Below are 20,531 nucleotides of genomic sequence, written 5' to 3' on the forward strand. Positions count from 1 at the left end.
CATGGCGAGGGCCCGGGCACGGATCACGGCGCTCCTCCTCGCGCTCGGCGTACTCGCCGTGGCCACCGTCGCCTGGCCGGTGCTCGGGACGACACCGGCGTACGGCGCGACACCGGTCGCCCAGGCCCGGGCCGAGCTGTGCAGCACCAAGGAGTGGCAGGCCGACTTCCGCGCCTGCGTCGCCAAGCTCCAGGAGGTCAGCCAGGACCAGGTCGAGTGCCGCAACGCCCCGGTCCCCGACGCGCCGGACTCCGGCCTGGCGGGCTGGTTCGCCGCCCGCCCGGACTCCGCCAAGCTGCCCGGCCCGAAGGGGCTCTACAGCGACTACGGCTACGCCGGCTACAGCTACACCACGTACGACGTGGACGGCGGGTGCGCGTCGTCGGTGCTGCACCCGGACTACCGCTTCACCACGATGGTGGCGAACGGGGAGTTCATGTTCGCCGACGCGGTGATCGGCGCCTCCAACGCCCTGCGCGAGCGCGCCTGGGATCCCCGCTCGATGTGGCGCTGGGCGGACCCGCTGGTGGAGCAGGCCACCAAGGCCGTCTACCAGAAGGTGTTCAGCGTCTTCGGCATCATCACGCTCTGCGTGGTCGGCCTCTATCTGCTCTGGCGCTCGCGCCAGTCGGACATGAGCAACGCGATGACCACGGCCGGCTGGGCGCTGCTGGTGATGGTGGCGGTCACCGCCCTGGCCGCATGGCCGGTCAAGTCGGCGAACATCGCCGACAACACCCTGGTCACCACCCTCGGCGTCGTCCACGACGCCGTCGGCCCGGCGACCAGGGACCTCCCACCCGGCCAGTGCGACGACCCCACTCACCCTGAGGCGTGCAAGGACCACCGCCCCCCGGCCGTACGGGCCAGTGACACGGCGACCGAGACGATGCTCTACCGGAACTGGCTGCGCGGCGTCCTCGGCTCGGCCGACAGCGAGACCGCGAAGAAGTACGGCCCGGCGCTCTACGACGCCAAGTCGCTCTCGTGGGAAGAACTCGAGAAGCTCCGCAAGAACCCGGCTACCCGCGAAGCGACCATCAAGGCCAAGCAGCAGCAGTGGGCCCGGGTCGCGGAGCAGATCAAGTCGGAGGACCCGGAGGCGTACCAGTATCTCCAGGGCGTCCGGGACATGGACCGGATCGGTGCGGGCTTCATCGCGGTGCTGGCCTCGCTGCTCTTCGCGATGTTCGACCTGACCGCCTCGGTGCTGGTGCTGCTCGGCTTCCTGATCTTCCGGTGGGCGGTGATCGCCGCACCGATCCTCGGCACGGTGGGTCTGATGCGTCCGGCGAGCGCCGGTCTGCGTCGACTGGCGAACGCCGTGGTCGCGGCCGTCTTCAACATCGCCATCTTCGGCACCGGCGCGGCCGTCTACCTCTTCGCGGTCGACCTGATCATGAACACACCGACCCTGCCGGGCTGGCTGCAGGTGGTGCTGGTCTGGCTCTGCGGCGTGGTGGGCTGGCTGCTGCTGCGCCCGTACCGGCGGATCACCCAGCTCGGGGGCAAGGACGGCAGCGAGGCGGTCAGCTCGGCCGGATCGTGGCACCGCCGCTTCTTCCGGGACATGCGGGTGGCGGCCCGGCTCGACGTGGTCGAGCCCGGCGGCACCGCCGAACCGGCGATCGGCCGGCGACGCGGGCCGTTGCTGGAACAGACGAACCTGCGGCCGGAGGCGCGGCACGAGGACCCGTCGCACTCCGCCACCACCGCGACGGAACGGCAGCGGCCGGACGGTCAGGAGCGGGCGGACGAGGCTCCGCCGCCGGAGCGGCAGTCGGCCGGCGGCCGGACCGCGCCGCGTCCCCGGCGTCACCAGCCGGCCAGCTGGACCGAACCGGACGTACCGGAGGAGGCGCCTTCCTTCGCCGTCTACCGTCCCGACTCGGCCGAGCGCGCACCGGCGAACCCGACCCCCCGGGTGCGCTCCGAGGCCCGGTGAGTGCGATGCGACGGGCGCTGGAGTTCCTCTTCACCCGGGTCCTGCGGTCCCGGCTCGGCATCGCGGTGGTGATCGCCGTCCTGGTCTTCGGGGTGATCGGCGCCGCCCGACTGGTCGCCGGTCCGACCGACCCGACGAGCGGCCTCAGCAACCGGCCGGCCGAGCCGATCAGCACGGTCGACCCGGAGGCCGGTGACGACGGTGTGCTGGCGTCGGCGGCCCCGGCCTCGCCGAAGACCCGCCCGGGCGAGCTGACGCCCGAGCAGACCGCCGACCGCTTCACCACCGCCTGGCTGGGCGGCCCGGGCAGCAGCGGTGACGAGTGGCAGGCCCGGCTGCGTCCGCTCTCCACGTCCGCCCTCACCGAGAAGCTGACCGGCGCGGACCCGGAGAGCGTTCCGGCGCGGCGGGTGACCGGTGCGGTCACCCTCCGACCCCGGACCGACGCCTTCGTCGAGGCGCTGATCCCCCTCGACAACGGTCGGCTCCGACTCGAACTGGTGGCCCCCGACGGCCGGTGGCTCGTGGACGCGGTGGACTGGGAGCGGCAATGACTGACCTGCCCGGGGAGACCGGTTCCCCGCCGCTGCGCCGGAAGCTGCGGCTGGGCGTGCTGGCCGGCGCGCTGACCGCGGTTCTCTCCCTGCTCTGCTGCGTCGGTGGTGCGGCGGCGTTCTTCCTGACCGAGCTGGGCGGCGAGGAGAAGGACGGGACGAGCAACGCGGGGCTCGCCTGCACGGTGGGCCAGCAGGTCAGCATCACCGGCGCGATGCCGCGGTTCGCCGAGTACGGCGAGGGCCAGCTCCGCAACGCCGCGGTCATCATCAAGGTCGGCCAGGACATGAAGGTGCCGGCCCGGGGCTGGGTGATCGCCCTGGCCACCGCGATGCAGGAGTCCGCCCTGCGGAACCTCGCCAACACCACGGTACGGGCGTCCCTGTCGCTGCCGCACGAGGGAGTCGGCTCGGATCACGACTCCCTCGGCCTGTTCCAGCAGCGGCCCGGCTGGGGCAGCGTGCAGGAGCGGATGACGCCCTCCTACACGGCCCGCAAGTTCTACGAGAAAATGATCAAGGTGCCCAACTGGGAGCACCGGCCGCTGACCGTGGTGGCGCAACGGGTCCAGGTCAGCGCCTTCCCCGACGCCTACGGCAAGCACGAGGAACTGGCCAGCCGGATCGTGGACGCGCTGGCCGGCGGTGCCGCACGGACCGTCCAGATCGCCGGCAAGGCGGTCTGCGACGCCGCCGCCGGCGCCCGGATCGCGGCGTCGGGCTGGACGGCACCGATCCCCGGGCGGGCCGGCTCCGGTTTCCGGACGGCCGAGCGGCCGAAGCACAACGGCGTCGACATCGCCGCCGAGAAGCGGACCGAGATCCACGCGGCGGCGACCGGACGGGTGCTGGTGGCCCGCTGCGACCCGGACCACTCGGGTCGACGGGACTGCGACCGGGACGGCTGGCCGGGCAAGGGCGGCTGCGGCTGGTTCGTCGACATCCTGCACGCCGGCGGCTACATCACCCGCTACTGCCACATGATCGAGCGGCCGCACGTGGTGCCGGGTCAGCTGGTGGCGGCCGGTGACGTGATCGGTCTCTCCGGCACCAGCGGCAACTCGTCCGGTCCGCACCTGCACTTCGAGGTGCACGTCGACGGTGACCGGTCCAGCCGGGGCGCCATCAACCCGGTGCCCTTCATGCGGGAGCACGGCGCGCCGCTGGGAGGCACCCCGTGAGGCCCGCCGACGCATGACCGGCCCGCTGCCCGACCCGTTCGCGGACCAGCCTGACTGGGCCCCGCTACCGCCCCGACCGATCGAGATCGTCCCCGCCACGGCCCGGGTCGACCTGCGCGGTCGCCGGGTGCTGGTCGGGCTGCCCGGGCTGGGCTGGCGCGGCGACCTGCGCGCCGACGAGCGCGTGGTCCAGGGCAGTCGGACGTACGTGCCGGTCATCCCGGAACACGAGTGGTACCGCGCCGAGTCGGAGCAGGTCGAGGTCTTCGCGCCGCTGGTGCCGGTCGAACGGGTCTGGGTGGAGACGCTGGGCGACCGCCGACCCACCACCCGGCCCTCGGAGTCGGGGATCCGGCTGGTCTCGCTCGACGCGCCGAGCCGCCCGGCACCGACCCCGGTGTTCGAGGCGGACGCGGTGACCGGCCGGCGGGTCGTGCACGTCGCGGAATCGGTCGAACACCGCGACCTGCGCGCGGTCACCGAGACCTACTCGGGCGCCGACGGCGACATCTGTGTGCGGGTCACCCCCGAACTGGAGTGGTACCGCTGGGCCTGGCGCGGCCAGGCACCCACCACCCTGGAGGTCCCGGTCCACCTGCTCTGGATCGAATAACTGCGTTAGGCAACCTTGCGACCAGCGCAAACCCGCCAGCCGTCCTTGTCGACCACTTCGAACTGCCAGTCCTCACGCCGGCTGCTGCGCGTCTGCCCGTTCGATGCGCTGGCGATGGTCAAAGTCGTGGTCACGGACTCACCACTCTGACTCTTCGTCCTAGTCAGCGCTCCCCAGCTGACCTTCACTACAACGTTAAAGTTCACCTCTCGCTGCTGCAGTTCGGTTCGCAGATCGCGTACAGCACTGAGGTCAGCGTTGCCTTCGCAGGTGTACTGGCTGGCCTTGGTGTCGTTGCGGTCCACCAGGAACGCGCGTAGGTAGTTGTCCACCACCACGTCCGGAGCGCTGCGGTCCGGGGCGGTTGCGCGGTCGTACAGGACGTAGCCGGCGACCGCACCGCCCGCGCAGAGCAGCGCGAGCGCCCCCGCCACCACGGTGAGGACGGTGCGCAACCGGCGCGGCGGACGCGCGGGTGCCGGAGCGGGCGCGGGGGGCGCCAACTGCTCGGACGGCGGGGTCCGCTGCGCCGGTACGCGGGAGACCTGGGAACCGGCGGGGGGCTGCACTGATTCCACCTCCTGAGGCTATCGGCTGCGCGCCGCGTACCCAATGCCCCAGATCCACCGATCGTGGCGAACCGCCGGTAAAGACCGGCGCAGCGCCGACCGACATCCGGCGGGCGGACCGCCGCCTGGGATACCGTCACTGGTCGGAGGAGATGTCGGCCTCGGGAAGAGAGGTGGACGCGGTGGCCAGTCCGAAGGCGCGAGCCGGCCGGGCCGCCGCCCTGCACCGGCGGGCCGCGGCCACGGCGGTCGCCGCGGCCGGGATCCTCGACGAGATCCGGCCGGCCCCCGCCGACCATCACCGGCAGTACGAGCTGGCGGAGCGGCTCCGGGCGGCGGCGGCGCTGGCCGCGCCGGGCTGGTCCGGCGAGCCGCTGGAGCGCCTGGCCCAGGACGTCCCGCCCGGTGAGGGTCCACCGCCGTTGGTCCGGGTGGGCACCGCCGCGCCGCTGGACGACGCCCGGTTCCCGGCCCTGGTGCCGCTGGTCGGCAGCGGTCACCTGAGCGTGGACGCCGATGCCACCGAGCCCCGGGTGGCGGGGCTGCTCCGGGCGGTCCTGCTGCGGATGCTGGCCGCCACGCCGGCCGGCGCGCTGCTGGTGCGGGCGGTGGACGCCGTCGGGGACACCTTCGGGGCGTTCGCGCCGCTGGCCGACGCGGGGCTGCTGCCCCGCCCGCGGTGGACGTGGCCGGGCTGCGCGCGGTCCTCGACGAGGCCGAGCAGTGGGTCGGCGCCGGCTCCGCACGGCAGCGCGGGCACGACCGTACGCTGCTGGTGATGGTGGCCGCGCTGCCCGCCGGCACCGGCGCCGCCGAGATGGGGCGGCTGGAAGCCCTGGCCGACCAGGGCCCCCGGGCCGGCCTGCACCTGGTGGTGGCCGGCTGGCCGGCCACCGGGCGGGACCCGCTGCCCCGGACCACCCCGATCGCGGTACGCAACGCGTACGCGCTGGTGGGGGATCCGCCGGAGGCGGCGTTCAGCAGTCCCGGCGGGGAGGCGCCCGGCGGTCTGAACTCCCCCGTCTTCGTGGACGACGACCCGCCGGCGGAACTGGTGACCGGGGTGTGCCGGCGGCTGGCCCGGCTGATCGAGGACGGCTCCCGGCTGGCCCTGACCGATCTGCTGCCCGCCGGGGAGCTGTGGGAGTCGACCTCCGCCGAGGGCCTGGCCACCACGGTCGGCGACGCCGCCGGCCGGCCGGTGACCCTCGGCTTCACCGAGTTGACCCCGCACTGGCTGGTCAGTGGCCGGTCCGGGGTGGGACGGTCGGCGTTCCTCACCAACGTGCTGTTCGGCCTGACCGCCCGGTACGGCCCCGACGAACTGGTCCTCTATCTGGTCGACCTCGCCGACGGCGAGTCCTTCGTGGAGTTCCTGCAGACCGAGCGGGACCGCTCGTGGGTGCCGCAGGTCCGGGCCGCCGGGATGGCCGCCGACCGGGAGTACGTGGTCGACGTGCTCGGCGAGCTGGAGGCGGAGCTGCGCCGCCGGGAGGAGGCGGGGCGGCGGGCCGGCGGGCAGCGCTTCGGCGAGCTGCGCCAGCACCAGCAGCTGCCCCGGATCGTCTGCGTGATCGACAACTTCCCCCTGCTGGTCCGCGAGCGGGACCGGCTGGCCGGTGACTTCCTGACTCGCCTGGACTCGCTCGCCCGCACCGCCCGGGCGTACGGGATCCACCTGGTGCTGGCCGGCGAGGGTGACCTCGGCCTCGGCGGTCCCCGGGATCCGCTGCTCGGCCAGTTCCCGGTGCGGGTGGCGTTGCCCGGCGGGTCGGCGGTGCTGGAGCCGACGAACGACGCGGCGGCCGGCCTGCCGGTCGGCAGCGCGGTGGTGAACACGGCCGGTGGGCTGGGTGGGCCGCGGGGAGCGACCCGGGGCCACGAGCGGATGATCCGGTTCCCGGACCCGCACGACGATCCCGACACGGTGGCGAAGTTGCGGCACCGGCTCTGGTCGGCCCGGCCGGAGGAGGCCGCCGCGCCGCTGGTCTTCGCCGGCTACGCCCGGCCGGTGCTGGCGAACGATCCCCGCTACCGGGCGGCGCTGGCGGGACGGGCGCACGGGCCGGCCGTGCTACTCGGCCGGCTGGTGGACGTGCGTCGCTCGACGGCGTCGGTACCGCTCGGGCCGGCCGCCGGCCGGAACCTGGCCGTGCTGGGCCGTGACACGGAGGCGTGCCGGTTGCTGGTGACCGCGGCCCGGAGCCTCGCCGCGCACCGTCCCGCGACGCGGTTCGTGCTGGCACCGCTGGTGGAGGGCTCGACGGCGGCGGCCGGCGAGCTGGCCGCCGCGCTGGACGGGCACCGGGTGGAGACGGTGGACGTCGCCGGCCTGCGGGCGGCGATGGAGAGCGACGAGCCCGGCTACCTGGTGGTGTTCGGGTTGGACGTGCCGGGCGAGGCGGAGCTGCCGGCCGAGCTGCTGCGGTCGCTGCTGCTGGCGGGCCCGCCGGCGGGGGTGCACCTGCTGGGCTGGTGGCGGACGCCGACCCCGCTGGCCGCGCTGCTCGGTGCGGAGGGCGAGGTGGGCAAGCTGACCGCGGTGGTGGTGACGGACCTGCCGGGCAACCGGTTGGAGCAACTCTTCGACCGGCCGGTGCTGTGGCGTCCACGCCCGGGCCGGGCCGTGCTCTGGGACGGCCCGGACGAGCAGGGCACGGTTCTGGTGCCGTTCGGCCAGGAAGCACCATGAGCGAGAGCGGCACGGCGGTGCCCGCGCCCCGACCGGGTCGCCCGGCGACCGAATCCGACCCGGTCGGCGCGGCCTGGGCGGACTATGTCGCGGCGGCCCGCCAGCTCGACGGGGTACGTCGGGCCGCGGCGACCGCCGCCGGTGAGCAGGCCCGTTCGGTGCAGGCCGCCCGGGACGAGCTGACGGAGGTCCGGGCCCGGCTGGCGCCGCAGAGTTCCCGGCTGCGGGAGCTGGGCGTGGCCCCGATCTCGCTGCTGCCGACACCGCCGGAGCTGACCGAGGCGGCGCGGTCGATGGCGGCCGGGCCGGCCGCGGTGCTGACGTCGTTGCAGGCCGCCCGGAAGTGGTCCGAGGCGGCGGACGACACGCTGGCCGCGCGGGGCCTGCCGCGGATCGCCCGCTGGCCGTCGCAGCCCCGCAACCTCCTCGTGTACGGGCCGCTGGCGCTGGTGGTCCCGCTGCTGCAACTGGTGCTCTTCCTGGCCACCGGCACCGGACCGGTGAGCGTCCTGGCGCTGGTGGTCGGGTTGCCGATGCCGGCGGTCGCCTTCATGACGGGTTGGCTGGCGGTGGGTCGGCTGTTCCGGCCCCGCCCGACCGACCGGGTGGACCGGACGCCACGGTTGGGTGCGCTGGTCTGCCTGGTCCCGGCGGTGGTGGCCGCCGCCGGGATCGTGCTGGCGATGCTGGCCGGCTGACCGTCGTCCCGGTACGTCGATAAGGGCCCCTCCTCCGGGTGGAGGAGGGGCCCTTTCGTGAATCGTTCAGCGGGGGATGATCAGCGCCATCGCTTCGGCGCGGGACTTGGCGTCGTCCTTGAGGGTGCCGCGGACGGCCGAGGTGATGGTCTTGGCACCGGACTTCTGGATGCCGCGCATCGCCATGCACATGTGCTCGCACTCGAGCACCACGACGACGCCGCGCGGCGCGAGCCGCTCCATCAGCAGGTCGGCGATCTGCGAGGTGAGCCGCTCCTGCACCTGGGGGCGGCGGGCGAAGACCTCGACGAGCCGGGCCAGCTTGGACAGGCCGGTGATCCGCCCGTCCGGGCCGGGGATGTAGCCGATGTGCGCGCTGCCCCGGAAGGGCAGCAGGTGGTGCTCGCAGAGGCTCATCACGTCGATGTCCCGGACCAGCACCAGTTCCTCGTGGTTGGCCTCGAAGGTGGTGCTGAGCACCTGCGCCGGGTCGACCCGCAGGCCGGCGAAGAGTTCGGCGTACGCGCGGGCGACCCGGGCCGGGGTCTGCTGGAGGCCGTCGCGGTCCGGGTCCTCTCCGACCGCGATGAGGATCTCCCGGACGGCCTTCTCGATCCGGCCGAGGTCGATGGCCTCCTCGACCGGTCGGCCGGTGAGCTTGCCGCTGATCAGTCGGGCGGCGACGTAGTCGAGGGCTTCGTCACCGTCGGGTTCGGTGGACGAAGCGGCCAGCCCCGAGTGCTCGGGGCTGGCCGCGTGGTCGGTGTTCAGTGGGTACCGTCCGAGTTGTTCGAGGAGCCACCGACGGAGATGCCGTCGGCGGTGGCCTGCGCCTGGAGCTTCTCCTTCTCGGCCGGGGTGAGGACCGGCGGCTCGGTGGAGGGCTGGCGCTTGCCGAAGCCGTGGTACGGGGCCATCGGCGGGCGCTTCACCACCCGGGCGCAGATCCGGGCCATGTCGGCGGTGGAGAGGGTCTCCTTCTCCATCAGCTCCAGGACCATGGTGTCCAGGACGTCCCGGTATTCCACCAGGATCTCCCAGGCCTCGTCGTGCGCCAGCTCGATCAGCGCACGCATCTCACCGTCGATCTCGGCGGCCACCGCGTCGGAGTAGTCCCGCTCGTGGCCCATGTTGCGGCCGAGGAACGGCTCGTCCCCGCTGGTGCCGTACTTGATCGCGCCGAGCTTGGAGCTCATGCCGAACTGCGTGATCATCGCCCGGGCCAGCCCGGTGGCCTTCTCGATGTCGTTGCCGGCGCCGGTGGTGGGCTCGTGGAAGACGAGCTCCTCGGCGGCCCGGCCACCCAGCGCGTACGCCAGGGTGTCGATCATCTCGGCCCGGGTCTGGGTGTACTTGTCCTCGGTCGGCAGGACCAGGGTGTGCCCCAGCGAGCGGCTCCGGGACAGGATGGTCACCTTGTGCACCGGCGCGGCGTGCGGCAGTGCCCAGGCGACCAGCGCGTGCCCACCCTCGTGGTACGCGGTGATCTTCTTCTCCTGGTCGCTCATCACCCGGGTCCGGCGCTGCGGGCCGGCGATCACCCGGTCGATCGACTCCTCCAGGGTGTCGTTGCTGATCGCCCGCTGTTCCTTGCGCGCGGTGAGCAGCGCAGCCTCGTTGATCACGTTGGCCAGGTCGGCGCCGCTGAAGCCGGGGGTACGCCGGGCGACCGAGTCGAGGTCGACGTCGGGCGTGAACGGCTTGCCCTTGGCGTGCACCCGCAGGATCGCCTTGCGGCCCTCCATGTCGGGGGCGTCGACCGGGATCTGCCGGTCGAAGCGGCCGGGGCGCAGCAGCGCCGGGTCGAGGATGTCCGGCCGGTTGGTGGCGGCGATCAGGATCACGCCGCCCTTGGTGTCGAAGCCGTCCATCTCGACGAGGAGCTGGTTGAGGGTCTGCTCCCGCTCGTCGTGCCCGCCACCCATGCCGGCGCCACGGTGCCGGCCGACGGCGTCGATCTCGTCGACGAAGACGATCGCCGGGGCGTTCGCCTTGGCCTGCTCGAAGAGGTCGCGGACCCGACTGGCGCCGACACCGACGAACATCTCCACGAAGTCCGAGCCCGAGATCGAGTAGAACGGCACCCCGGCCTCGCCGGCGACCGCCCGCGCGAGCAGCGTCTTACCGGTACCGGGCGGGCCGAAGAGCAGCACACCCTTGGGGATCTTGGCGCCGAGGGCCTGGTACTTCGCCGGGTTCTGCAGGAAGTCCTTGATCTCGTGCAGTTCCTCGACGGCCTCGTCCGCGCCGGCCACGTCCCCGAAGGTGGTCTTCGGGGTGTCCTTGGTGATCATCTTCGCCTTGGACTTGCCGAAGTTGAGCACCCGGGAGCCGCCGCCCTGCATCTGCGACATGAAGAACAGCAGCAGGAGCACGAGCAGCGCGATCGGCAGCAGGTTGACCAGCAGGCTCACCCAGATGCTGTCCGAGGAGACCTTGGCGTCGGCCGGCCCGGTGACCCGGTTCGCGGCCTTGGCCTCGAGCACCTGGTTCCAGACGTCGTCGCCCGCCTCGTACGGGAACTGGGCCTCGATCCGGTCGGTGGTGGTGTCACCGAACTTCGTCTTCTGGGCCAGGTCGAGCTGGAGCGTCTGCTCCTTGTCCTGGAAGACGACCCTGTTGATCTTCGAGGTGTGGAGCTGGTCCAGCGCCACGGACGTGTCCACCCGGTGGTAGCTGGGACCAGCGGTGAAGAGTTGACTGAGCACAACGGCGCCGAGGATGACCAGGATGATCCAGACCACCGGTCGGCGGAAGAAACGCGTACGTTCCATACTGTTGTCGGGCACCGAGGCGCCCGCATCCTCCTGATCGACGTCCTGACCGTCTGAATGGTGTCGCCGCATCGGGCGGCGGCCGGAGCCGCCGTGCGGGCCGGCCTCGACCCCGAAGCGCGCGAATTGCCGCGCTGCGGTCATTCGACGGTACACCGTGCGTGCCAGATGTGAGCCCGCGAGCCCAGCTGTTACGCGTACGGCGAACCGGCGTTTCAGCCGGCGTGGCGGGAGCTCCGGCGCCCGGCCACCCGACCGCACGGTCGGGCGGCGCGGGGGTCGGGCGTGGAGGGTGCCTCCACGCCACCGACCCCTACCGTAGTCCGAACAGCTGAGAGTCCGCTGAACGTCCGCTTGACGACCACCGATACGGGCAGGTCAGCGAGCCGGTCAGGCCCGGGCGTACACCTCGGGCTTGAGCACGCCGACGTAGGGCAGCTCCCGGTAGCGCTCGCCGAAGTCGAGGCCGTAGCCGACCACGAACTCGGTCGGGATGTCGAAGCCGACGTACTTCACCGGGACCGGCACCTTGACCGCGTCCGGCTTGCGGAACAGGGCGACCACCTCGACGCTCGCCGCCGAGCGGGACTCGAGGTAGCGCAGCAGCCAGGAGAGGGTCAGTCCGGAGTCGACGATGTCCTCGACCACCACCACGTGCCGGCCGGCGATGTCCCGGTCCAGGTCCTTGAGGATCCGGACCACCCCGGAGGAGGTGGTGCCCTGGCCGTACGAGGAGATGGCCATGAAGTCCAGCTCGGCGGGGGGACCCTGCCGGCCCAGCGCGCGGGCGAAGTCGGCCATGAACATGACCGCACCCTTGAGCACGCAGACGAGCAGCAGTCCGTCCTGCACGTGGGCGTAGTCCGCCGAGACCTGCTTGGCCAGCTCCGCTGTCTTCTCGCGGATCTGCGCCTCGGAGATGATCACGTGGTCGATGTCGGCGTCGTACCAGGAGCCGTCAGCCATGCTCCTAGCCTGCCGTACGCCCGATGGCCTCCGTCGGCGGGGCCGCCCCTTTTGGCGCGGTCCCGCCGGGGATTTTCGGCTCGGAACGGGCAAATCACCTCAGCAGGTGCCGGAGCGCCAACGGCGACCGTCGGCCGTGGGCTTCCAGTCGGCCGAGTCGCGGGTGTCGGCGCCCAGTCCGGCCGCTGCGGCGGCGACCAGGATCAGCAGGAAGAGAAGGAACAGCAGGAACTCCATGGCGGCGCTCGCTTTCGCGTGGTTGGGGTGGGTTTCGCCGCCGGTGCGCACCGGGCTGACTCCAGTCTGCGACCACCCGGGTCGGCCGGACAGTGGCAGGAATGCCATTACCCGTCGATTTTCTGCCAGCCTCGGGGTTACCCTCGTCACATGCTCAGGTCCGTGGCCGTCGTCGCGCTCGATCAGGTCGCCGCGTTCGAGTTGGGTGTCCTGGCGGAGGTGTTCGGCACCGACCGGACCGCCGACGGCTTCCCCGGCTACCGCTTCGACGTCTGCACGGTCGACGGGGCCCCCGTACGCAGCCGCTCGGGCTTCCTGCTCACCCCGCACGCCGACCTGACGCCGGTCGAGGACGCGGACCTGGTGGCGGTGCCGGCCCATGGCGACGGGGCGGCCGTGCCCGAGCCGGTGCTCGACGCGCTGCGCCGGGCCGCCGACCGGGGCGCCTGGCTGCTCAGCGTCTGCTCCGGCGCGTTCGTGCTCGGCGAGGCGGGGCTGCTCGACGGCCGCGACTGCACCACGCACTGGCGCCACGTCGACGAGCTGCAGCAGCGCAACCCGAAGGCCCGGGTCCGGTGCAACTCCCTCTACGTCCAGGACGGCCGGCTGCTCACCAGCGCGGGCACCGCCGCCGGCATCGACGCCTGCCTGCACCTGGTCCGTCAGGAGCACGGCTCGGCCACGGCCACCCGGCTGGCCCGCCGGATGGTCGTACCGCCGCACCGGGACGGCGGCCAGGCCCAGTACGTCGAGGCGCCCATCGCCCGCGCCCCCGAGGCGCCCACCCTCGAACCGGTGCTGGAGTGGCTGATGGGCCACCTCACCCGGCCGGTGACCGTGGACGAGCTGGCCACCCGGGCGGGCATGGCCCCCCGGACCTTCGCCCGCCGGTTCCGGGCCGAGACCGGCACCACCCCGCACGACTGGCTCACCAACCAGCGGGTGCTGCTCGCCCGCCGGCTGCTGGAGGAGACCCAGCTGAGCGTGGAGACGGTCGCCGACCGGACCGGCTTCGGCGACGCGGCGGCGCTGCGGCACCACTTCACCCGCCGGGTCGGCACCACCCCGCAGGCCTACCGGACGACCTTCCGGGAACGGGTCGAGGCCTGATCACCAGCCCAGCATCGCCCCGTCGACCCGAGACTCCGAGCCGGCCACGTACCCGCCCGACGGGTGGCGCCAGATCGCCTGGCCGTACCCGAAGACCGACGGCTCGCCGACGACGGTGACCTGGTGGCCGCGGACCCGCAGGTCGGCGACCACCTCGGGGTCGAGCGTGGGCTCGACCAGCACCGTGCGGCCGGCGTGCCAGTACCAGCGCGGGCTGTCCAGCGCCGCCTGCGGGTCGAGGCCGGCGTCGACGGTCGCGGCGACCAGCTGCACGTGCCCCTGCGGCTGCATGTGCCCGCCCATCACCCCGAACGGGCCGACCGGCGCGCCGTCCCGGGTGAGGAAGCCCGGGATGATGGTGTGGAACGGGCGCTTGGCCGGCGCCACCACGTTCGGGTGCGCCGGGTCCAGCCGGAAGCCGGTGCCCCGGTTCTGCAGGGCGAACCCGCGGCCGGGGAGCACCACGTGCGAGCCGAAGGCCAGGTAGGTGGACTGGATCAGGCTGACCATCATGCCGCCGGAGTCGGCCGTGCAGAGATAGACGGTGCCGCCCCGCTCCGGATCGCCGGCCGTCGGGTCGCCGGCCCGGTCGGTCACCAGGGCCCGGCGGGCGGCGAGGTAGCCCGGGTCGAGCAGCGCCGCCGTGGCCGGCACCGGCGCCCGCTCGGGGTCGGCGACGTGGGCGTGCGCGTCGGCGAAGCCGAGCTTCACCGCCTCGAGCTGCCAGTGCAGCCGTTCCTCCGGCGGCAGGGCGGCCAGGTCCACCCCGTCCAACACGCCCAGCGCCTGCAACGCGGCCACCCCCTGGCCGTTCGGCGGCAGCTCCCACACCTCGTGTCCCCGGTAGCGGACGCTGACCGGGTCGACCCAGGTGGAGGTGTGCCGGGCCAGGTCGTCGCCGGTGATCAGCCCGCCGGTCCGGGCCGCGTGCGCGTCCAGCGCCGCCGCGATCCGGCCGTGGTAGAAGTCCGCCGCCCCGGTCGCCGCGATGCGGCGCAGGGTCTCCGCCGCGTCCGGGTTGCGCCACCACTGACCGGGCCGGGGTGCCCGGCCGGCCACGGTGAACACCCGCTCGAACTCGGCGTACTCCTCGGCGACCGGGCCGGCGTGGGCGGCGACGCCCCGGGCCCAGGTCGCGGCGGTTCCGGCGGCCACCGGGTAGCCGCGCTCGGCGTAGCCGATCGCGTCCGCGAAGAGCTCGGCGAAGGGCAGCGAGCCGAACCGGTCGTGCAGGTCCCGCCAGCCGGCCGGGGCGCCCGGCACGGTCACCGGCAGCCAGCCCCGGGCCGGCATCGCCGGCCCGGTCGCCTGCGCGCCGCCCAGCGCGTCGACCGGCTCCGCACCCCGCCGGTCCGTCGCGGCGAGCACGATCTCCTGGTCAGCCCGGCCGGGGACCGCCCCGAGGCGTTCAGCCCGTGCAGCCGCTCGCCGTCCCAGACGATCGCGAACAGGTCGCCACCGATGTCGTTCGAGGGCGGCTGCACGACGGTCAGGGTGATCGCGGTGGCCAGCGCGGCGTCGACGGCGTTGCCGCCGCGCCGCAGCACGGCCAGGCCCGCGGCCGCCGCGAGCGGCTGGCTGGTCGCGACGGCACCGTTGGGGGCGAGGAGCGGCTGCCGGGGGTACGCCATGCGCCATGTCTACCGCGTTCCGCGGCTCCCGGGCTCACCGACGGACCGGGGCGAACGCCGGCGGTGACCGGTCTACCGTCCCGGCCGACGGTGCCCCGCGCTCGGGTGGGCCGTGAGGCTCAGCCCAGCGCCGTCAGCCGAGCGAGCAGCTCGGCCCGTGGCCCGGTGACCCGCTCGTCCGCGACGGACGTCCACGGACACGCGATGTCCACGGCGACCACGCGGCCGGTCGCCACCACCCGGCGACACGCCGCCACCACGTCGTCGGCCGACGGGCCATCCGGGGCAGGGAACAGCAGTCCGGGCAGGACGGCCGCGTCGACGACGTCCACGTCGACGTGCAGCACGATCGGGCCGTCCGGCAGCGACCCGGCAGCCAGCTCGGCGACCGGCACCCGCCGGACCGCGCCGCCGGCCAGGAAGTCGGCCTCCGCCGGGTCGAGGTCACGCGCGTCGACCAGCACCGCCCGCTCCTCCGCGACCGGCCGCAGGCCGAGCGGCTGCGCCACCAGCTCCGGGTGCGCACCGAGGACCAGCCGCAGGGACAGCCCGCCCAGGTATCCGGACGTGGTGGTCTCCAGCGTGTGGACGTCGCCGTGCGCGTCGAACCAGACGATCGCCGGGTCCAGCCCGGCACGCTGCACACCGGCCACGGTGCCCAGTGCCACGAGGCAGTCCCCGGACACCACCGTGGGAACGGCGTCCGACGCGGCGACCGCATCGGCGACCGCCGAGTAGAGGCTCACCAGCCGCGACCAGATCTCGCCCGCCGGGAGGTCGGCGACGACCGTCGCGCTCTGCCCGTCGGGAAGCGGGAAGTGCGCGGGCGGCAACTGCTCGTCCTGGTGGTACGGCACGAGGATGGTGGTCATTCCACGAGGCTAATCGGCCCCACCCACATGGTGGAGATCACGACGGTCCGGCGCTACCCCGAACCGGCGTCATCCGAGTCCTCCCGGCGGGCGTCGACCAGGGCGAGCCGGCCCGCGCGGCGGACCACGCGCAGGCCGCCGGGCAGGTGGACGGAGCCCTGTCCGCGCCATCGCGTCACCAGTGCGTCGAGCGCGGTGACGTGCCGGTGCGACAGCGCTGCCGGTGCGGTGCCCAACTCCCGGGCCCAGACGTGCAGCACCCGGGTCCGCAGCGCCGCCGGGAGCGGGTCCAGTGCGTCGACGGCGAGTCCGCCCTCGGGTGAGCGGGCGCGGGCCAGGGCGGTGGCGGCGAGGTCGTCCAGCGCGGCGGTGTCCGCGGCCAGCAGCCGGGCGGTCCGGGCCAGGTTGTCCAGCACCCCCGGGCCGAGCGCCTCGACCAGCACCGGCAGCACGTCGGCCCGGACCCGCGCCCGGGCGTACGCCGGGTCGGCGTTGTGCGGGTCCTGCCACGGGGTCAGCCCCAGCGCGGCGCAGGCCTTGCGGGTGTCCTCCCGGCTCACGTCGAGCAGCGGTCGCAGCAGCGGCACCCCGTCGAGGTCGCGGCGCTCCGGCATGCCGGCCAGCCCGCGCGGGCCGGCGCCCCGGGCCAGCGCGAGCAGCACCGTCTCGGCCTGGTCGTCGCGGGTGTGGCCGAGCAGCACCGCCGCCGCACCGTGCCGCCGGGCGGTGGCGACGAGCGCCTGGTAGCGCGCCTCGCGGGCCGCTGCCTCGGGACCACCGGGGCGACCGTCGACGGTCACCGCGACGGAGTCGACCGGATCGAGGCCCAGCTCGCGGGCCCAGCCGGCCACCGCGCCGGCCCGCTCGGCCGACCCGGGTTGCAGCCCGTGGTCCACCGTCACCAGGCCGGCCGGTCGACCGGACCGGGGCGCGACGAAGGCGGTTGCGGCGGCGAGGGCGAGCGAGTCGGCGCCGCCCGAGCAGGCCACCAGCACCGGCCCGTCGCCGGTCAGCCCGGTCAGCGCCCGGCGGACCGCGGCCCGGACCGCGGCGACCGGTGGTGCGAGCGCGGCCACCCGGTCAGTCCGTCGCTCGCACCGGCCGGGTTCGCCGGACCGACCCGATTCGTGCGCGCACGGCCGGCCCGGTCAGCCGGCGGCCGGCGTGGCACCGGCCGGCCCGTGCACCCGGGCCACCCAGGCATCCGGGTCGCCCAGCTCCTCCAGCCGGGGCAGGGTCAGCGGCGAACCGAAGATGCGGTTGAAGCCCGCCATGCCGACCCGGTCGACCACCCCGTGCACGAACTTGCGGCCCTCGGCGTACTGGCGCATCTTGACCTCGACGCCGAGCAGTCGGCGGATCGCCTTCTCCAGCGGGTTGCCGGACTCCCGACGCCGGTTGAACGAGGCCCGGATCGACTCCACGCTCGGGATCACCTGCGGGCCGACGCCGTCCATCACGAACTCGGCGTGCCCCTCCAGCAGCGTCATCAGGGCGGTGAGCCGGTCCAGGACGGCCCGCTGCGCGGGGGTCTGCACGATGTCCAGCACGCTGGCCCGGCTCTCCGGGTCCTTGACCGCGTCGGAGAGCGTCGCCACGCCGCGCCGCAGCCGCTCCAGCAGGTGCTCGCCGCCCTGCGAGGCGTCCACGAACGCCTGCACCTCGCTGAGGAAGTACGCCCGCATCCACGGCACCGCGGTGAACTGGGTCCGGTGGGTCACCTCGTGCAGGCACACCCAGAGCCGGAAGTCGCGTGGGTCGGCCCCCAGCTTCCGTTCCACCTCGACGATGTTCGGCGCGACCAGCAGCAGCTGGCCCGGGTCACCGGCGAAGACCTCGTACTGGCCGAGGACCCGGCCGGAGAGGTAGGCCAGCACGGTGCCGGCCTGCACGCCGGTGAGCCGGGAGCCGATCGCCTCGGTCAGCGGCCCCGGCTTCTTGTCGCCGGAGAGCCGGTCCACCAGGGGAGTGATCACCTCACGCAGCCCGGCGATGTTGGCGGCCGCCCAGTCGCGGCGGTCCACCACCCGCACCGGCGGGTGGGCCACCTGCGACCGCAGGCCGGTGTAGTCGGCCACGTGCCCGGCCGCCTCCTCGGTCAGCCGTCGCAGGTCGCCGACCACGTCGGTGGCTTCCGCGTACGACACCCGGGGGCCCGACTTGCTCAGCGCCCCCGCGGTCGCGGCGGCCAGATCCCAGTCCACGAACTGCGCCATGCACCCACCGTACCCGCGCCGGAACACCCCAACCGGGGCCCGCGTCGCGGCCCGGGTCAGCGGCAGCCGCAGCCGGCCAGCGCGGAGCTGATCCGGTCGAGCGCCTGCCGGGTCGCGTCCAGGGTGTCCGGCGGGGTCCGGTCGGTGAGCACGGCGAAGGTGAGCAGCCGGCCGTCGGCGGTGGTGACCAGCCCGGCGATCGCGTTGACCCCGGTCAGCGTGCCGGTCTTGGCCCGGACCACACCGGCACCCGCCTTCGTGCCGGCAGCCTGGTAGCGCTCGTCCAGGGTGCCGGACCAGCCGCCGACCGGCAGGCCGCCGAAGATCGCCGCCAGCTCGGGGTGGCTGCCGTTGCCGGCGAGGGTGAGCAGGTCGGTCAGGAGCGACGGGCTGATCCGGTTGGTCCGGGACAGGCCGCTGCCGTCGGCCAGGCTGATCTCGTCGGCCGGCAGCCCCAGCTCGGCGATCACCTCGTCGGTCGCGGCGGCGCCGCCCGCGAAGGAGGCGGGCTTGTTCCGGGCCAGCGCCACCTGCCGGGCCATGAACTCGGCGATCACGTTGTCGCTGTCGCTGATCATGATGTCGACCAGCCGGATCAGCGGCAGCGACTCGACCTTGCCCAGCTCGGTCCCGGGCGTCGGCGCGCCGGCCGTCGGGCTCGCCCCGGTGGCGGCGGGCGCCTTGCCGCGCCCCACCGCGGCGGCGTCGCCGGTCAGCCCGAGCAGCCGGGCGAACTGCCGACCGGCGGCCAGGTCGGGCTGCGGGACCCGCTCGGCGGCGTGGTTGGTCTGGTCCTGGGTCTTCCGGGCCGTTTCCGGGTCCCGCCGGGCGCCGTCGGTCATCAGCGCGGTGATGGGTGCGCCGAAGCCACCGGTCGGGATGTCGGCGTCCCAGCCGGGCTCGTAGACCGGGCCGGTGAACAGGGACGAGTCGACGGTCACCCGGGCCGGCGCGGTGCCGCCGAGTGCGGTGCGTACCTGGGCGGCCAGGTCGTCGAGGCGGGCCGCGCCCGGATAGAAGCCGTGGCCGTCGACGGCCAGGGTCGGGTCGCCACCGCCGACGAGGACCACCTCGCCGGGGTTCGCGCCGGCCACCGCGCGGGTGGGGATCCGGTACGCCGGGCCCCGGGCGGCCAGCACCGTCACCGCGGTCGCCAGCTTCGTCACCGACGCGGGCACCGTCGGGGTGTCCTGCCCGCTGCCGTAGAGCGCGGTGCCGGTGGTCACGTCGGCCACCGAGATGTTCACCCGGTCGCCGAGGGCGGCGGCGCGGGCCAGCGGTTCGAGGGCGGCGCGGACCCCTCGGGGGTGGGCAGCGGCGCGTTGGGGTCCGGCCGGCGAGGACGGCCGACGGGTCGGGTTCGGGGGTCCGGCGCCGGCCTGCGGCGTGGTCGCCCCGCCGTCGAGCCAGCCGGCCACCGGGCCGGGACGCACCACCGCGACGCCGACGCCGGCCAGCACCACGAGCAGCACCACGACCAGGACGAGCGGCCAGCGGCGCCGCGACGGTGCCGGGCCGGGAGCCGCCGGGACGCCGCCGTCGACCGGGCCGGCGTCGTGCTGCGGTGCGCCGAGGTCCGGGGCCGGGTCGTGCGGCCGGGGGCCGGCGGGCGGCTCCGGGCGTACCCTGGACGGGGCCGACCGGCGCGGAGCCGGCGGCGGCGCCGGAGCTGCCGGGGAGGTACGCGTCGGGCACCGGGACCCGGCCGCTGGCGCTACCGGAACCCGGACTTTTCGACATCCGCCCGTCAACCCCTTCCGGGCGGTAGTGTGAATCTTCCCTCCCCACGACCCCCTCCTCCCCCGCCGAAAAACACCTTGGGTGACACTACTTCGGTCCGAACACTATGCGGCGGCCGGAGCCGACGGGTGGCATTCACCTGTCCGGGAGCGGCGCCACTGGTTCCGTTAGCCAGCGTGGGCAAACGAGGGAGCGTGGGAAATGGATTTCGACGTCACGGTTGAGATCCCGAAGGGTCACCGAAACAAGTACGAGGTGGACCACGCGACCGGCCGCATCCGGCTGGACCGCACCCTCTTCACGTCCACGCAGTACCCGGCGGACTACGGCTTCATCGAGGGCACCCTGGGCGAGGACGGCGATCCGCTGGACGCCCTCGTGCTCGTCCCCGAGCCGACCTTCCCCGGCTGCCTGATCCGCTGCCGCACCATCGGCATGTTCCGGATGACGGACGAGAAGGGCGGCGACGACAAGGTCCTCTGCGTGCCCTACGAGGACCCGCGCCAGGAGCACCTGCGGGACATCCACCACCTGGGTGAGTTCGACCGCCTGGAGATCCAGCACTTCTTCGAGGTGTACAAGGACCTGGAGCCCGGCAAGTCGGTCGAGGGCGCGACCTGGGTGGGCCGGGTCGAGGCCGAGGCCGAGATCCGGGCCTCGTACCAGCGGGCCAAGGACGCCGAGGCGCACGGCGACGCGCACTGATCACTGCACGCTGACGGGCCCGGGTCGC

Annotated in this window: 18 protein-coding genes and 1 pseudogene; 8 read left to right on the forward strand and 11 right to left on the reverse strand. The window is 74.0% G+C overall.

Features of this window, described 5'->3' with window-relative positions; translation table 11 throughout:
- The first annotated feature begins 1 nt into the window (after position 1).
- From MRQ36_RS11270 to MRQ36_RS11285, 4 genes are read left to right on the forward strand one after another with little or no spacing between them, the layout of a single operon-like run.
- Positions 2 to 1,945 carry an MFS transporter gene (locus tag MRQ36_RS11270; RefSeq protein ID WP_242794814.1) on the forward strand — a complete coding sequence of 648 codons (1,944 nt, stop codon included), beginning with the start codon at positions 2 to 4 and terminating at the stop codon, positions 1,943 to 1,945.
- Positions 1,942 to 2,499, forward strand: a complete 558-nt coding sequence (locus tag MRQ36_RS11275; protein WP_242794815.1) for a hypothetical protein — start codon at positions 1,942 to 1,944, stop codon at positions 2,497 to 2,499. Before MRQ36_RS11270 ends, MRQ36_RS11275 begins: the two co-directional genes overlap by 4 nt.
- Positions 2,496 to 3,680 carry a M23 family metallopeptidase gene (locus MRQ36_RS11280; protein WP_242794816.1) on the forward strand — a complete coding sequence of 395 codons (1,185 nt, stop codon included), beginning with the start codon at positions 2,496 to 2,498 and terminating at the stop codon, positions 3,678 to 3,680. Before MRQ36_RS11275 ends, MRQ36_RS11280 begins: the two co-directional genes overlap by 4 nt.
- A 13-nt stretch (positions 3,681 to 3,693) precedes the next feature.
- Positions 3,694 to 4,293 (forward strand): hypothetical protein, encoded by a 600-nt coding sequence (locus tag MRQ36_RS11285; protein WP_242794817.1) that lies wholly within the window; start codon positions 3,694 to 3,696, stop codon positions 4,291 to 4,293.
- A 5-nt stretch (positions 4,294 to 4,298) separates the two neighbouring features.
- On the opposite strand, the gene MRQ36_RS11290 is transcribed toward MRQ36_RS11285, so the two are convergent.
- Complete coding sequence (locus tag MRQ36_RS11290) at positions 4,299 to 4,862, reverse strand: hypothetical protein (RefSeq protein WP_242801021.1); 564 nt, start codon at positions 4,860 to 4,862, stop codon at positions 4,299 to 4,301.
- Between the two features lie 173 nt (positions 4,863 to 5,035).
- On the opposite strand from MRQ36_RS11290, the pseudogene MRQ36_RS11295 reads away from it, so the two are divergent.
- Positions 5,036 to 7,554: pseudogene (locus tag MRQ36_RS11295) on the forward strand (FtsK/SpoIIIE domain-containing protein).
- A complete protein-coding gene (locus tag MRQ36_RS11300) occupies positions 7,551 to 8,252 on the forward strand; it encodes a hypothetical protein (protein WP_242794819.1) in 702 nt (233 codons plus the stop codon). Before MRQ36_RS11295 ends, MRQ36_RS11300 begins: the two are co-directional and overlap by 4 nt.
- A gap of 66 nt (positions 8,253 to 8,318) precedes the next feature.
- Here the strand turns inward: MRQ36_RS11300 and folE are convergent, their stop codons facing one another.
- From folE to MRQ36_RS11320, 4 genes are all read right to left on the reverse strand, one after another.
- A complete protein-coding gene (gene folE / locus MRQ36_RS11305; RefSeq protein ID WP_242801023.1) occupies positions 8,319 to 8,984 on the reverse strand; it encodes a GTP cyclohydrolase I FolE in 666 nt (221 codons plus the stop codon).
- Positions 8,985 to 9,019: 35 nt separating this feature from the next.
- Complete coding sequence (gene ftsH, locus MRQ36_RS11310; RefSeq protein ID WP_242801025.1) at positions 9,020 to 11,026, reverse strand: ATP-dependent zinc metalloprotease FtsH; 2,007 nt, start codon at positions 11,024 to 11,026, stop codon at positions 9,020 to 9,022.
- Between the two features lie 390 nt (positions 11,027 to 11,416).
- Positions 11,417 to 11,992 (reverse strand): hypoxanthine phosphoribosyltransferase, encoded by a 576-nt coding sequence (hpt, locus tag MRQ36_RS11315; RefSeq protein WP_242794821.1) that lies wholly within the window; start codon positions 11,990 to 11,992, stop codon positions 11,417 to 11,419.
- A 99-nt stretch (positions 11,993 to 12,091) separates the two neighbouring features.
- Positions 12,092 to 12,229, reverse strand: a complete 138-nt coding sequence (locus tag MRQ36_RS11320) for a hypothetical protein (RefSeq protein WP_242794823.1) — start codon at positions 12,227 to 12,229, stop codon at positions 12,092 to 12,094.
- Between the two features lie 150 nt (positions 12,230 to 12,379).
- Between MRQ36_RS11320 and MRQ36_RS11325 the strand changes: the two genes are divergently transcribed.
- Positions 12,380 to 13,339: a GlxA family transcriptional regulator gene (locus MRQ36_RS11325; protein WP_242794824.1), complete on the forward strand. Its 960-nt coding sequence runs from the start codon at positions 12,380 to 12,382 to the stop codon at positions 13,337 to 13,339.
- On the opposite strand, the gene MRQ36_RS11330 is transcribed toward MRQ36_RS11325, so the two are convergent.
- The 6 genes from MRQ36_RS11330 to dacB all read right to left on the reverse strand — a co-directional run bounded on the left by MRQ36_RS11330 (position 13,340) and on the right by dacB (position 19,533).
- Positions 13,340 to 14,707 (reverse strand): gamma-glutamyltransferase family protein, encoded by a 1,368-nt coding sequence (locus MRQ36_RS11330; protein ID WP_374249991.1) that lies wholly within the window; start codon positions 14,705 to 14,707, stop codon positions 13,340 to 13,342.
- Positions 14,605 to 14,970, reverse strand: coding sequence for a gamma-glutamyltransferase (locus MRQ36_RS33220; RefSeq protein ID WP_278187481.1), 366 nt, complete (start codon positions 14,968 to 14,970; stop codon positions 14,605 to 14,607). Before MRQ36_RS33220 ends, MRQ36_RS11330 begins: the two co-directional genes overlap by 103 nt.
- A gap of 119 nt (positions 14,971 to 15,089) precedes the next feature.
- The gene (locus MRQ36_RS11335; RefSeq protein ID WP_242794825.1) at positions 15,090 to 15,842 is read right to left on the reverse strand and encodes an arginase family protein; all 753 of its coding nucleotides are present in this window, start codon (positions 15,840 to 15,842) and stop codon (positions 15,090 to 15,092) included.
- 53 nt (positions 15,843 to 15,895) lie between these two features.
- The gene (gene tilS, locus MRQ36_RS11340; RefSeq protein ID WP_242794826.1) at positions 15,896 to 16,918 is read right to left on the reverse strand and encodes a tRNA lysidine(34) synthetase TilS; all 1,023 of its coding nucleotides are present in this window, start codon (positions 16,916 to 16,918) and stop codon (positions 15,896 to 15,898) included.
- A gap of 72 nt (positions 16,919 to 16,990) precedes the next feature.
- A complete protein-coding gene (locus MRQ36_RS11345) occupies positions 16,991 to 18,058 on the reverse strand; it encodes a zinc-dependent metalloprotease (RefSeq protein WP_242794827.1) in 1,068 nt (355 codons plus the stop codon).
- 56 nt (positions 18,059 to 18,114) lie between these two features.
- Positions 18,115 to 19,533, reverse strand: coding sequence for a D-alanyl-D-alanine carboxypeptidase/D-alanyl-D-alanine-endopeptidase (dacB, locus tag MRQ36_RS11350; protein WP_242794836.1), 1,419 nt, complete (start codon positions 19,531 to 19,533; stop codon positions 18,115 to 18,117).
- A 466-nt stretch (positions 19,534 to 19,999) separates the two neighbouring features.
- Between dacB and MRQ36_RS11355 the strand changes: the two genes are divergently transcribed.
- Entirely contained in the window at positions 20,000 to 20,503 is a 504-nt protein-coding gene (locus MRQ36_RS11355) for an inorganic diphosphatase (RefSeq protein ID WP_242794838.1), read from the forward strand.
- Positions 20,504 to 20,531: the final 28 nt, after the last annotated feature.

It is taken from the genome of Micromonospora sp. R77 (genome assembly GCF_022747945.1).
Classification (GTDB): Bacteria; Actinomycetota; Actinomycetes; order Mycobacteriales; family Micromonosporaceae; genus Micromonospora.